Source organism: Ruegeria sp. L11, assembly GCF_056531755.1.
Genome location: NZ_JBQFMI010000023.1, coordinates 22,068 through 34,856 on the forward strand (window position 1 = coordinate 22,068; position 12,789 = coordinate 34,856).

General features: G+C 56.7%; 11 protein-coding genes. 5 read left to right on the forward strand and 6 right to left on the reverse strand.

Annotated features, from left to right (window positions below; all coding sequences use genetic code 11):
* Positions 1-327 precede the first annotated feature (327 nt).
* A complete protein-coding gene (locus ACR0CE_RS19355) occupies positions 328-1,569 on the forward strand; it encodes an acyl-CoA dehydrogenase family protein (protein ID WP_480833483.1) in 1,242 nt (413 codons plus the stop codon).
* A 115-nt stretch (positions 1,570-1,684) separates the two neighbouring features.
* Here ACR0CE_RS19355 and ACR0CE_RS19360 read toward each other — a convergent pair whose 3' ends face one another.
* A complete protein-coding gene (locus tag ACR0CE_RS19360) occupies positions 1,685-2,917 on the reverse strand; it encodes a urate hydroxylase PuuD (RefSeq protein WP_480833484.1) in 1,233 nt (410 codons plus the stop codon).
* Positions 2,918-3,050: 133 nt separating this feature from the next.
* A complete protein-coding gene (uraH, locus tag ACR0CE_RS19365) occupies positions 3,051-3,404 on the reverse strand; it encodes a hydroxyisourate hydrolase (RefSeq protein ID WP_480625353.1) in 354 nt (117 codons plus the stop codon).
* Between the two features lie 147 nt (positions 3,405-3,551).
* Here uraH and puuE point away from each other — a divergent pair, with 147 nt between their 5' ends.
* From puuE to ACR0CE_RS19380, 3 genes are read left to right on the forward strand one after another with little or no spacing between them, the layout of a single operon-like run.
* Positions 3,552-4,964 (forward strand): allantoinase PuuE, encoded by a 1,413-nt coding sequence (puuE, locus tag ACR0CE_RS19370; RefSeq protein WP_480833485.1) that lies wholly within the window; start codon positions 3,552-3,554, stop codon positions 4,962-4,964.
* The gene (locus tag ACR0CE_RS19375; protein WP_480833486.1) at positions 4,961-5,446 is read left to right on the forward strand and encodes an ureidoglycolate lyase; all 486 of its coding nucleotides are present in this window, start codon (positions 4,961-4,963) and stop codon (positions 5,444-5,446) included. Before puuE ends, ACR0CE_RS19375 begins: the two co-directional genes overlap by 4 nt.
* Before the next feature lie 56 nt (positions 5,447-5,502).
* A complete protein-coding gene (locus ACR0CE_RS19380; RefSeq protein WP_480833487.1) occupies positions 5,503-6,927 on the forward strand; it encodes a uracil-xanthine permease family protein in 1,425 nt (474 codons plus the stop codon).
* 142 nt (positions 6,928-7,069) lie between these two features.
* Here ACR0CE_RS19380 and bhcD read toward each other — a convergent pair whose 3' ends face one another.
* The 4 genes from bhcD to bhcA all read right to left on the reverse strand — a co-directional run bounded on the left by bhcD (position 7,070) and on the right by bhcA (position 11,513).
* Positions 7,070-8,035, reverse strand: coding sequence for an iminosuccinate reductase BhcD (bhcD, locus tag ACR0CE_RS19385; RefSeq protein ID WP_480833489.1), 966 nt, complete (start codon positions 8,033-8,035; stop codon positions 7,070-7,072).
* A gap of 113 nt (positions 8,036-8,148) precedes the next feature.
* The gene (gene bhcC / locus ACR0CE_RS19390; RefSeq protein ID WP_480833490.1) at positions 8,149-9,312 is read right to left on the reverse strand and encodes a 3-hydroxy-D-aspartate aldolase BhcC; all 1,164 of its coding nucleotides are present in this window, start codon (positions 9,310-9,312) and stop codon (positions 8,149-8,151) included.
* 42 nt (positions 9,313-9,354) lie between these two features.
* A complete protein-coding gene (bhcB, locus tag ACR0CE_RS19395) occupies positions 9,355-10,323 on the reverse strand; it encodes a beta-hydroxyaspartate dehydratase BhcB (protein ID WP_480507727.1) in 969 nt (322 codons plus the stop codon).
* Positions 10,323-11,513 carry an L-aspartate--glyoxylate aminotransferase BhcA gene (gene bhcA / locus ACR0CE_RS19400; RefSeq protein ID WP_480833492.1) on the reverse strand — a complete coding sequence of 397 codons (1,191 nt, stop codon included), beginning with the start codon at positions 11,511-11,513 and terminating at the stop codon, positions 10,323-10,325. Before bhcA ends, bhcB begins: the two co-directional genes overlap by 1 nt.
* A 169-nt stretch (positions 11,514-11,682) precedes the next feature.
* On the opposite strand from bhcA, the gene bhcR reads away from it, so the two are divergent.
* A complete protein-coding gene (gene bhcR, locus ACR0CE_RS19405) occupies positions 11,683-12,531 on the forward strand; it encodes an HTH-type transcriptional regulator BhcR (protein ID WP_480484842.1) in 849 nt (282 codons plus the stop codon).
* Positions 12,532-12,789: the final 258 nt, after the last annotated feature.

Here is a 12,789-nt window from a genome sequence, read left to right on the forward strand (position 1 = left end):
GGCGATGTGAATTTCGCCCCGCGGAGTAAATCTCCGAGTGGGGCCCGATCAAGCCCTTGCGTTTTGTTGGTCCACCCGGATCTGAGAGCAAAGACAAATGAGCCTTATGACCGAGCCCGGGTCATAAGGCTGACGTGCAATGACCTGACGTTTCACGCCGGCAGACTGCGGTATTGGTTTTTTCCTCTTTTCATATTGGAGTGATTGCGCAAACTGAGCGTAATCAAGCGCCAGATAAAACTCACCAGAAGACAGTGCCTTGGCGGCCGTGCTGGCGCAAACAGGGTTCGAGGATACCACCGCCACAACGCACAGGAAGGAACCGCCATGGATTTTGCCCCATCGCCGCGCGCCACGGAAATGTATGACCGCCTGAAAGCGTTTATGGAGGCGCATATCTACCCGCGCATACGCGATCACAAAGAAGAAATGGCGGCGGGCAGTTTCCCGGTCTCGTTTATGGAAGATCTCAAGGCGTTGGCCCGGGCCGAAGGGTTGTGGAACTTGTTCCTGCCCAGCCTGCGCGACGATGAACCCGGCACCCGGCTGAGCAATCTGGAATACGCGCCGCTGGCCGAACTTATGGGGCAGGTGGCCTGGTCTTCGGAAGTGTTCAATTGCAGTGCGCCGGATACCGGCAACATGGAACTGTTGCACATGTTCGCCACCCCGGAACAGCGCGAGACGTGGCTGGTGCCGCTTTTGAACGGTGAAATCCGATCCTCGTTTGCGATGACTGAACCGGATGTGGCCAGTTCGGACGCGACCAATATTACCACTTCGATCCGGCGAGAGGGGGATGAATATGTCATTAATGGCCGCAAGTGGTTCATCACAAACGCCTGCCATCCGAACACCAGATTGTTTATCGTGATGGGTAAAACAGATCCCAATGCGGATCGACACAAACAGCAAAGCATGGTCATTGTCCCGAAGGACACGCCCGGTTTTGAGATTGTTCGCAACCCGACCATTCTGAACATGCACGACCCCGAAGGCCATGCCGAGCTGGTCTTCAAGGATGTGCGCGTCCCGGTCAGCAATCTTTTGGGCGAGGAAGGCAGCGGGTTCGCACTGGCGCAGGCCCGGCTTGGGCCGGGTCGCATCCACCATTGCATGCGATCGATCGGTGCGGCGGAAATGGCGCTTAACCTGATGGTCGAACGCGCGCAGGAGCGAAAGGCGTTTGGCAAGCAGCTTGCAGAACAAGGCGTGATCCGCGAATGGATCGCCAAGTCCCGGTTAGAGATCGAACAGGCGCGGTTGCTGACCCTGAAAGCAGCCTGGAAGATTGATCAGGTGGGCGCCAAAGAAGCGTTCCGAGAGATTTCATTGATCAAGGTGGTGGCACCCAATGTGCATGCCGCTGTGACGGATCGCGCGATGCAGGTCTTTGGCGCGATGGGCATGACCCCGGATACTCCGCTGGCCGACAGCTATACCTGGGCACGCGCGCTGCGATATGCGGATGGGCCGGATGAGGTGCATTTGCAGGCGATTGCCAAGCAAGAGTTAAAGAATTCAAACTTTAGTATGTCGGCCCAATGGCTGACCCCACCATCGCGCTAGGCCGGGGGCGGCAACAGGTCTTGCGCGCCCTGCTTTGTTTGAGTGGCAAAGACTTGGGGTTCGTGCCGCGGCAGGGGGCAAGAAGTGAAGGCCAGTAAGTCGTCCTGCGAAAATCCTACTGCCCTTTGACCTCGCGTACCCATGCGATGATGGTTTGGCGCGCTTCCACGTCCATTTGAACCGCTGAAGGTGGCGGCATTGCATGGCTGATTCCGGCCTGCAGGTAAATCTGGTCGGCGTGTCGGGCAACATCGCCGGGTGTTTCAAGATAAACCTTCTTGGGGGCCCATTTCATGGTGCCATAAACCGGCTCGCGGGCATGGCACATCGAGCAGTTGCCCAGAACAGTGTCATAGGCTTCTTCAAACCCCGTAGCCGACGCAAATTTTTCCTCGTAAGGTGTCAGCGCCCTTGCTTCGGCGTCCTCCCATGTCTCGCCGGTTCTGACAGAAGACAGCCATGCGATCACGATCATGAGGATGACAGTGACACCCCAGGTCCAGTGCGGCCCTTTCCCGGTTGCGTGCATCGTGTTGAAGTAGTGACGAATGGTCACGCCGGTCAGAAAAATCAGGCTGGCGATGATCCATGAATACTGGGTGCCAAAGGCCAGAGGATAATGGTTCGACAGCATCAGGAACACGACAGGCAAGGTCAGGTAGTTGTTGTGCGTCGAACGCACCTTGGCGATTTTCCCATATTTGGCGTCCGGCGTCCGACCGGCCTTGAGGTCTTCCACCACGATCCGCTGGTTGGGCATGATCTGGAAGAACACATTGGCCGTCATGATGGTTGCGGTGAACGCACCCAGGTGCAAAAGCGCGGCACGACCGGTAAAAATCTGATTGTAACCCCATGACATGGCCACCAGAATCACGAAAAGCAACAGCATTAGCGCGGTGGGTTGCTCACTCAGGCGCGACTTGCACATCTGGTCGTAAAGCAGCCAGCCGATAGTCAGTGACCCGCCTGAAATCAATATCCCCTGCCACAACGCCAGGTCCGCTTTGGTCGGATCAAGCAGGAACAACTCGCCCCCGACCCAATATATGATCATGAGCAAGGCCGCACCCGAAAGCCACGTCGTATAGCTCTGCCATTTGTGCCAGGTCAGGTGCTCGGGCATACGCGCGGGTGCGACAAGATATTTGACGGTGTGATAGAACCCACCCCCGTGCACTTCCCACTCTTCGCCATAGGCCCCTTCTGGCAAGGCAGGGTTCGGCTTAAGCATCAGGTCGAGCGCGATAAAATAGAATGACGCACCGATCCACGCCATCGCCGTGATCACATGCAGCCAGCGGACGGAAAAGGCCATCCACTCCCACAAAACAGCCAGGTCATACATGGCGTTGCTCCTACATATCCAAGTTCTTTGGCACTCTAGGCGACAGAGGTTTCATCGGGTATTGCTACGAAAGATCAAGCAGTATCAAAAATAACAATACAATGTCAGTCTACAGGATCACGCGGTGCAACGCTCAGCTGCCGCGATAGGTCGCGTAGCTGAAAGGCGAAAGTAGCAGCGGAACATGATAGTGGGCGTGTTCGGACATCCCGAACCGGATCGGGATCAAATCCAGAAAACGCGGGCTTTCAGGCGGCACGCCAGTGGCGTCGAGGTATTCGCCCGCATGAAACACCAACTCGTATTCGCCCGTCGAGAACTCGGCCTCGGGAAGGATTTGTTCATTGGTGCGGCCGTCCTCGTTGGTGAGCAGAGTTTTCAGCAACGTGCGGTCTGTTCCGTTGATCCGGAACAACTCGATCTTCATCCCACTGGCAGGGCAGCCCCGCGCCGTATCCAGGACATGTGTTGTAAGGTAACCGGCCATTTGCACCTCTCGCTAAGTATTGCTGTTACTATTGCAATACCCTAGCGGCAGGCAAAGGCAGTCTGTCAAAAGACTGCTTACAGTATTTTTTGAAAAACATAGGTGATTGTTTGGGTTATTCGTCTTTTCAGCAAGAGGGAAATTGATGTGACGCGGTATCCACGAGACATGACCGGCTATGGCCGGCAAGTGCCAAACGCAAACTGGCCAAACGGGGCCAAAATCGCAGTTCAGATTGTCCTGAACTATGAGGAAGGCGGCGAGAACAACGTTTTGCACGGGGATGCCGCATCCGAGGCGTTTCTTTCCGAAATCACCGGTGCGGCCCCTTGGCCGGGGCAAAGGCACTGGAACATGGAATCCATTTACGAATACGGCAGCCGCACAGGGTTCTGGCGGGTGCATCGGCTTTTGCAGGACCTTCCTGTCACGGTTTATGGCGTTGCCACAGCATTGGCCCGTGCACCGGCGCAGGTTGCGGCGATGAAGGCCGCAGGCTGGGAGATTGCCAGCCATGGCCTGAAATGGGTTGAGCACAAGGACATGGACGCGGAAGAAGAACGCGCCCAGATCCGTGAGGCGATCCGGCTTCATGCCGAGGTCGTCGGCACGCCCCCGCGTGGCTGGTACACGGGCCGCTGTTCGATGAACACGGTCGATCTGGCCGCCGCCGAAGGCGAGCTGGCCTATATTGCCGACAGCTATGCCGACGATTTGCCCTATTGGGTCAAGGCCGGTGGCAAGGATCAGTTGATCGTGCCCTACACGATGGATTGCAACGATATGCGGTTTGCAATTCAGGCGGGCTATACCAATGGCGAACAGTTTGAAAGCTATCTCAAGGACAGCTTCGACATGCTTTATGCCGAAGGCCAAGCGGGTGAGCCGAAGATGCTTTCGATCGGACTGCATTGCCGCCTCATCGGCCGCCCTGGTCGCGCCATGGCCCTGAAACGCGCACTCGACCATTTCAAGAAACATGACGGAGTCTGGTTTGCCACCCGCGAACAAATCGCCGATCATTGGGCGCAAATGCATCCGCCAAGTCAACGGCTGACCCCGTCGGAAATGGACCAGCCAACCTTTGTCGCCGAATTTGGCGGCGTGTTCGAACACAGCCCGTGGATTGCCCAAGCGGCCTTTGATCTGGAGCTGGGTCCCACGCATGACAATGCCGCAGGGGTTCACAATGCTCTGGCGCGCGTATTCCGTTCTGCCACAGCCGAGCAGCGGCTTGGCGTCCTGACAGCCCACCCGGATCTGGCAGGCAAACTTGCTGCTGCGGGTCGTCTGACCAAGGAAAGCAAGGCAGAACAGGCCGGAGCGGGTCTCGACATGCTGACGGATGAAGAGCGTGCGACCTTCACGGCCTTGAACAACACTTACACGACCAAGTTCGGCTTTCCTTTTATCATTGCGGTCAAGGACAACACCAAAGCAAGCATTCTGGAGGCTTTTCACCGTCGGATAGACAGTAATCGAGACACCGAATTCGCCGAGGCCTGCCGTCAGGTCGAACGGATTGCCGAGTTGCGGCTGATCGAGAAATTCGCGCAATGACATCCACGCTGAAACTCCGGCCACTGACCGCCGAGGCCTTTGCGCCGTTCGGCGATGTCATCGAAGTGTCTGGCGCGGTGGACAAATACATCAATCAGGGAAAATGCGCGCGATACCATGATCGCGCCCAACTGGATTTCCATGGGGGGCGCGCAGGGATCAGCGTTTTCCAATCCCAGGCCTTCGACCTGCCCATCAAACTTGAAATGGTCGAGCGTCATCCCGACGGCAGCCAGGCCTTTCTACCGCTTTCAGATAAGCCCTTTGTCGTTGTCGTAGCGCCCGACAACGCGGGTGTACCGGGTGAGCCTGTTGCATTCATGACCGCGCCCGGACAGGGCGTGAATTATCATCGGAACACCTGGCACGGGGTACTGACACCGCTTCATCCCCCCGGGTTGTTCGCCGTGGTCGACCGAATAGGAAACGGGCCCAACCTTGAGGAATATTGGTTCCAGAACGCCTACACGATCACTGAGTAAGGGACATTGCCGGAAGAGGGGCCGGTCCACGTAGTTTTTTTGGGAGGAAAAACGCGATGTCAGATGCAACTTTAGGGACGCCGGAGCAGCTCCGCGACCCGAACTACACCCCGCCAATTCTGAAGGCGGTCCCTTTGGGAATTCAGCACGTTCTGGCGATGTTCGTTTCCAACGTCACGCCAGCCATCATCGTGTGCGGTGCGGCGGGTTTCGGGTTTGGTTCAAACAGCCCCGATTTCCCGCAGATGATTTACATGATCCAGATGTCGATGTTCTTTGCGGGCGTTGCGACACTGTTCCAGACCATTGGGCTGGGGCCTGTTGGCGCCCGCCTGCCAATCGTGCAGGGAACGTCATTTGCCTTTATTCCGATCATGATCCCGTTGGTGGTTGGTAAGGGCGTTGACGCGATTGCAGTATTGATGGGTGGCATAGTCGTTGGCGGTCTGTTTCATGCCAGCCTTGGGTTGTTCATTGGCCGTATTCGCTTTGCGCTTCCGCCCTTGGTTACCGGTCTTGTCGTGACCATGATCGGGCTTGCGCTTGTCAAGGTCGGCGTCCAGTACGCCGCAGGGGGTGTACCCGCCATCGGTACCGAAGAATACGGCTCTGGTCTGAACTGGCTTATGGCCGGAACTGTGATTGTTGTTACGCTGGGCCTGAAGTTTTTCGCCCGCGGTATGTTGTCGGTGTCGGCGGTTCTGATTGGCTTGTTGGTCGGATATGTTGTGGCATTCGCATTGGGTCAGGTGAATTTGGGCAATGTTGGGCGCGCGGCTCCGTTTGCAATGCCGAACCCATTTCACTTCGGTATCGAGTTTTCATTCGCGGCGATCATCGGGTTCTGTGCGATGTCCTTTGTATCGGCTGTTGAAACGGTCGGGGATGTGTCCGGTATCACCAAGGGGGGCGCTGGACGCGAGGCAACCGACAAGGAAATTCAGGGCGCGACTTTTGCCGATGGTCTTGGTACTGCGGTATCAGGCGTCTTTGGGGCCCTGCCGAACACGTCGTTCAGTCAGAACGTTGGCCTGATTGCCATGACCGGTGTCATGAGCCGCACGGTCGTAACCATAGGTGCCCTGTTCCTGATCATATGCGGGCTTATCCCCAAGATCGGCGCGGTGATCTCATCCGTTCCGATCGAGGTTCTGGGCGGTGGTGTGATCGTGATGTTCGGTATGGTGGTTGCAGCCGGTGTTTCGATGCTGTCGGACGTGACGTGGAATCGCCGCAACATGGTGATCTTTGCGATTTCACTCAGCCTTGGTCTGGGCTTGCAGTTAGAGCCCGACTCTTTACAGCATCTGCCCGGAACTCTCAAAGTTCTGGCGACATCCGGGATCTTGCCTGCCGCTATCATCGCCATTGTCCTGAATCTGGTTCTGCCCGAAGAGCTTTCGGATGAAGCGACGGAAGAGGTGTCCGGTGGAATGGCAGGCCACGGGCTGGGCTCTATCGAACAGGACGATCACGTCTGACCGGTTCAGCCCGGACTTGTAAATGAAAAAGCGGCGCATTAAGTGCGCCGCTTTTTCATTTCAGGTCTGGCGGGCTTGCCCCATCGCTCACATATGTAACGCGTTACTCGACGCTCGCCTTGGCGACCACAAGGGGATGTCGTCAGAAATCGACCTCAATCGCGATGCCTTTCTGTACGGCCAGCTCGACAACAGATGCAGCAACCGCCAGATCCTGAAGACCGACGCCCGTGCCATCAAACAAGGTGATCTGATCGTCTGATGTTCGGCCCGGGTTTGTTCCGTTGATGACCGCACCCAACTGGATCAGGTCACTTTCCCTGATCAGGCCCTGTGCCACGGCGTGTTGCGCCTCGCCAATCGAAATAGACTGTGCGATTTCATCTGTGAATACGGACGCTTTGGCCAACAACGCCGCCTCGACTTCCTGCTTGCCCTTGGTGTCCGTTCCCATGCACGCGATATGCGTTCCGGGGCTCACATGGTTTGCCATCAGCGATGGTGCAAAAGCCGAGGTGATCGAGATTATGACGTCCGCCTCGGTCATGCCGTCAAGTTCGACCGCTTCAAACGGAACACCGGCTTCATTGGCGACCTTTTCAATGTTCGGCAACATCTCGGGATGGTAGTTCCAGCCAAGGACCTTTTCAAAGGTGTGGGTCTCCAGCGCCGAGCGTAGCTGAAAGGTTGCCTGATGCCCGGCCCCGATCATACCGATCACCCGCGCGTCCGCACGGGCAAGGTGCTTGATGGATACAGAAGAGGCCGCCGCAGTGCGCAAGGCCGTCAAAAGGTTGCCGCCAACCATCGCTGACGGTTTTCCGGTGTCAGGGTCAAAAAGAAAAACAGTGGACTGGTGATTGATCAATCCGCGCTTTTCCAGGTTATTTGGCCAATACCCCCCGGCCTTCAGGCCCAGTGTCAGCCCGGCGCGGTCAAACCCGCCTTTAAAGCCGTACAGGGCGTCCTCATGCCCGATGGCTTCGCGCACGACAGGAAAGTTATAGGCGTCCCCTGCTGCCATGGAGGCAAAGACCTGTTCGACGGCTTCAAAGGCCGCGTCGCGGGTCATGAGGTTGGCGATTTCGCGCTCGGGTACGATCAGCATGTCATTCTCCACTTGGAATTCGTGCGCCCGTGCGTTTCACCGACAAAAGCGGGCGCGCACGGGCGACTGTCCGGCCATGTTTGGCCGGCGGTTTGTTCTTTGAGCATTCAAGCTCAGTACGCGCGGCCGCGGGCTGACACCGGCCACACGCATTCGACCTTGCCATTCCGGACGCCCACATACCAATCGTGCACGTTTGCGGTTGGGTCACAGTGCCCCGGCACCAGCTTCAGTTTGTCATTGACCTTGAGCGCCCCGCTTGGATCCATCACGACGCCATGTTCATCCGAGCATTTGATGTATTCGACATCGTCACGCCCGAAAACAACAGGCAGGCCGCTATCCACCGACTGCGCCTTCAGACCCGCATCGACGATTGCCTTGTCCGCCTTGGCATGGCTCATGACGCTGGTCAGGATGAAGAATGCGTTCTCCCACTCGCCCTGGTCGATCCGGTTGCCGTTCTCATCCAGGATGCGACCGTAATCGGCATCCATGAACGCATAAGACCCGCATTGCAGTTCATTATATACGCCCGAGTTGGATTCGAAGTAGTAAGACCCCGTACCGCCGCCCGAGACCAGATCACACTCGATACCCTCGGCTTTAAGGCCGTCTACCGCGTCTTTGACCATCGCGATGGCGGAAGCCAGTTTTTCCTTGCGTGCCTCATAGCTGTCGAGGTGTTGCATGGCACCCTGATAGGCCTGAATTCCGCTGAATTTCAGGTTGTCTGCAGCTTCAACCGCCTTGGCGATTTCAATCACTTCGGGCGTCGTTGTGACCCCGCACCGCCCTGCGCCGCAATCGATTTCCACGAAGACTTCCAGCTGTGTTCCATGCCGGACTGCCGCCGCCGAAAGGTCGGCGACATTTTCCAGATCGTCGACACACACGATAATGCGGCTGCCCAGCTTTGGCAGGCGTGCGAGGCGGTCAATTTTGGCCGGGTCACGCACCTGGTTCGAAACCAGAACGTCCTTGATCCCACCACGAACGAAAACTTCGGCCTCGGAAACTTTCTGGCAGCAGACACCGACGGCACCACCGATTTTTTCTTGCAGCTTGGCCACGTCAACCGACTTATGCATTTTACCATGCACGCGGTGACGCATCCCGTGCGCCTTGGCATAATCGCCCATCTTCCTGATATTGCGTTCAAGCGCGTCGAGATCCAAAATCAGGCTGGGTGTCTGGATGTCTGCTTCGTCCATGCCGGGCTTGGCCGGAATGTCGTAACCTACTTCGAACTGGTCGAGAGTGCTCATATCTTTCATCTCCGTAATCCTATACCGGGATAGTTTTTTGTTGGGGTGTATTCAGACATTCATCCAGGGCAGCCGGTCCAGATCGACATTGCCACCTGTAACAATCAGTCCGACACGCTTGCCCTTGAAGGCGTCCGGGTTTTTGAGAACCGTGGCCAGCGGAACGGCCGAAGATGGCTCCATCACAATCCGCAGGTGCTTCCACGTCAGTTTCATCGCATCGATGATCTCTTGCTCGGAGGCTGTGTAAATCTCTGAGACGTGGTTCGATACGAAATGCCAGGTGAGATCCTTCAGCGGCACCAGCAACCCGTCAGCAATCGTCTTTGGCGCATCATCCGCGATGATATGACCGGCCTTGAAGCTACGATAGGCATCGTCGGCCTGTTCCGGTTCCGCCGCGATGATCGCGGTTTCCGGGGCGAGCGTCGACAGGGTCAAACAGGTTCCGGATACCATGCCACCGCCGCCGATTGGCGCGACGACTGCATCCAGACCGTCGGTCTGCTCGATAAACTCGCGCGAACAGGTGCCTTGCCCGGCGATGACCCGAGGATCGTTGTAGGGGTGAACAAAGTCACCGCCCGTAGCCGCCTGAACCTCGGCAAATGTCGCTTCGCGCGACGAGGTGGAAGGTTCGCATTCTGTAATCTTCCCTCCATAACGGCGGACCGTGTCCTTCTTTGCTTGCGGCGCTGTCCGCGGCATGACCACGTTGCAGGGAATGCCCCGTTTCATCGCCGCATAAGACAGGCACGAGGCGTGATTGCCCGAAGAATGGGTGGCGACACCTTTTTCGGCCTGTTTCTCATCCAGCCCAAAAACCGCATTGGTGGCACCTCGTACTTTGAAAGCACCCGGTTCCTGAAAGTTCTCGCATTTGAAGAACAGCTGCGCGCCTGACAGTTCGTTGAGAAAGTCCGAGGTTCGCACCGGGGTGCGGCGGATATGGGGTTTGATCCGGTCATGTGCCGCAAGCATGTCTTCATAGGTTGGGATATACATTGTGCAATCCTTCATCATGCCGCGTTCTTCTGAACGGAACCGGGATGGCCACGATAGTATTCCTGTGCGGCGGCAACTCCGGACCCCAGGTCGATGTTCAGGCCCAGGTCAACCATGCACATCTCAGCAGTGGCGATCCCGGACAGAGCCATGACATCCGTCAGGCTGCCCAGATGGCCGATCCGGAACACCTTGCCCGCGACCTCACCAAGGCCCACGCCAAAGGCAACGCCGTATTTTTCAGCTGCGTGCGTGACAATATCCGTCGCGTTGAAGCCGTTCGGCGTGCGGATTGCGCTTACGGTATCGGAATAGACCGCCGGGCTGCTGGCACAAAGCTCCAGCCCCCACGCCCCCACAGCGGCACGGACCCCTTCGGCAATCCGGTGGTGTCGGGCGAAAACGTTCTCCAGACCTTCACTCAACAGCATAGCGCAGGCTTGATTGAGGCCATTCATCAACCCCACAGCGGGTGTATAGGGGTAAGCATTGTTGGTGTATCCCTTGGTCATGTCCTGGACGTCAAAGAATGTGCGGGGCAGGGTGCCGGTTTTGGTTGCTTCCATCGCTTTCTGGCTGAAACCGACGATGGCAAGGCCAGCGGGCAACATGAAACCCTTCTGCGACCCGGTAACGGCAACATCCACGCCCCATTCATCAAACCGGAAATCCATCGACGCGATTGATGAAACGCCATCAACAAACAGCAGGGCGGGGTGTTGCGCGGCGGTCAGCGCCCTGCGCACAGCAGCGATATCCGACTTCACGCCAGTTGCCGTCTCATTATGCGTGGCTAGAACCGCCTTGATCTCATGGTTTTTGTCGGCGGTAAGGATTTCTTCGTACCGGTCAGCCGGCAACCCATCGCCCCACGGGGTTTCGACGATCTCAACATTCAGCCCATGGCGTTGGCACATATCGATCCAGCGATGGCTGAACATGCCGTTGCGGGCCGCCAGAACCTTGTCACCTGCGGACAGCGTATTGGTCAGGGCGGTTTCCCAGCCCCCGGTGCCGGTCGACGGGAAAATGAAGACTTCGGCACTGTCGCTTATCAGAATTTTCCGAACGCCCGCGCGCGCAGGATGCAGGATTTGCCCGAACAATGGCGAACGATGGTCGATCGTGGGCATATCGCACGCCTTGCGCAGGCTTTCCGGGATGTTCGTCGGGCCTGGGATGAAAACGGGGTTTTGAAAGCTCATGGATGGTCTCCTTGCGTCCTTGCCTGCACAATAGGTTCCATCCGCCTGATTGGAAATTTTTTTGAAAACGCATTTCAGAATTTGTTTAATGAGATTTAACTTATAGTTGTCAGTGAGTTATATTTTTCATATCCTGAAATAGTCTTTCATAAATGATCAGAGGGTTTTTATGGAATCGCAAGACAATGACCCGAAGCTCCGTCGCAAAGCCCGGGGAAGGCCGCGGGGGTGGGATGACAAAACCGCGCAGAATACGATCAAATCACTGGATCGGGCGATGGAGGTTTTCGAGTATCTGAGCCAGGCCCAAGGCAAAGCGCTTACTGAACTTTCAGATGAAATGCGCCAGGCACCGGCCACTGTTTATCGTATCCTCGTGACGTTGCAGGGCAGGGGCCTGGTCGAGTTCGACTATGAAGAACAGGTTTGGCACATTGGCCCGCAGGCGTTTGTGATCGGCTCGCGGTTTCTGCGCCGTACCAGTCTGGTGGAACGGGCAAGGCCGATCATGCGCAAGCTGATGGAAACCACGAGCGAGACCGCCAATTTGGGAATTGAGAAAGAAGGTCTGGTGCTGTTCCTGAGCCAGGTTGAAACACATGAAAGCATCCGGGCGTTTTTTCCCCCCGGCACATTGTCACCCATGCACGCGTCGGGCATCGGAAAAGCGTTGTTGGCCCATATGGACGAAGACAGATTGAACCGAAGGTTGGCCGCCGCGAATTTACAGGCTTTTACGGATCAGTCGATTACCAGCCCCGAGGCGTTGAAGAAAGATCTTGCAGCCATCAGATTGCGGGGTTTTTCCGTGGACAACGAAGAAAAGACTACAGGTATGCGATGCATTGCAGCACCCGTTTTCGATATGAACAGAGAGGCGGTCGCAGGGCTTTCCGTGTCCGGGCCAACCAGCCGCGTGGGAGCAACCGAAATCGAACGGCTGAGCCGCCCGGTGATGGAAGCCGCGCGCCAGTTGACGCTGGCTATTGGTGGGACAGTGGTGTCTCCGCAACCCTAAGGTTTTGCCGCCAAATTGCGGCGAATGCTGACCCCAGATCCGTCTGCCGCGCCACAACACCAACGCGCGGAAATGTGCCTCGCAAACAAAAACTGAAACGCGATTCAGATGTACCCATCTCCGGTCACCCGATTTTCAGCACCCCCTTATTATTCTGCGACTTTTTGTTTGTGTTTGTGTTTATTGAACTGTTGGTCGAAGAGGTTTTTGAAGGGTCCGTTTTTCTGCATGAGTTGGTCGAGGTTTCCCTGTTCGGCG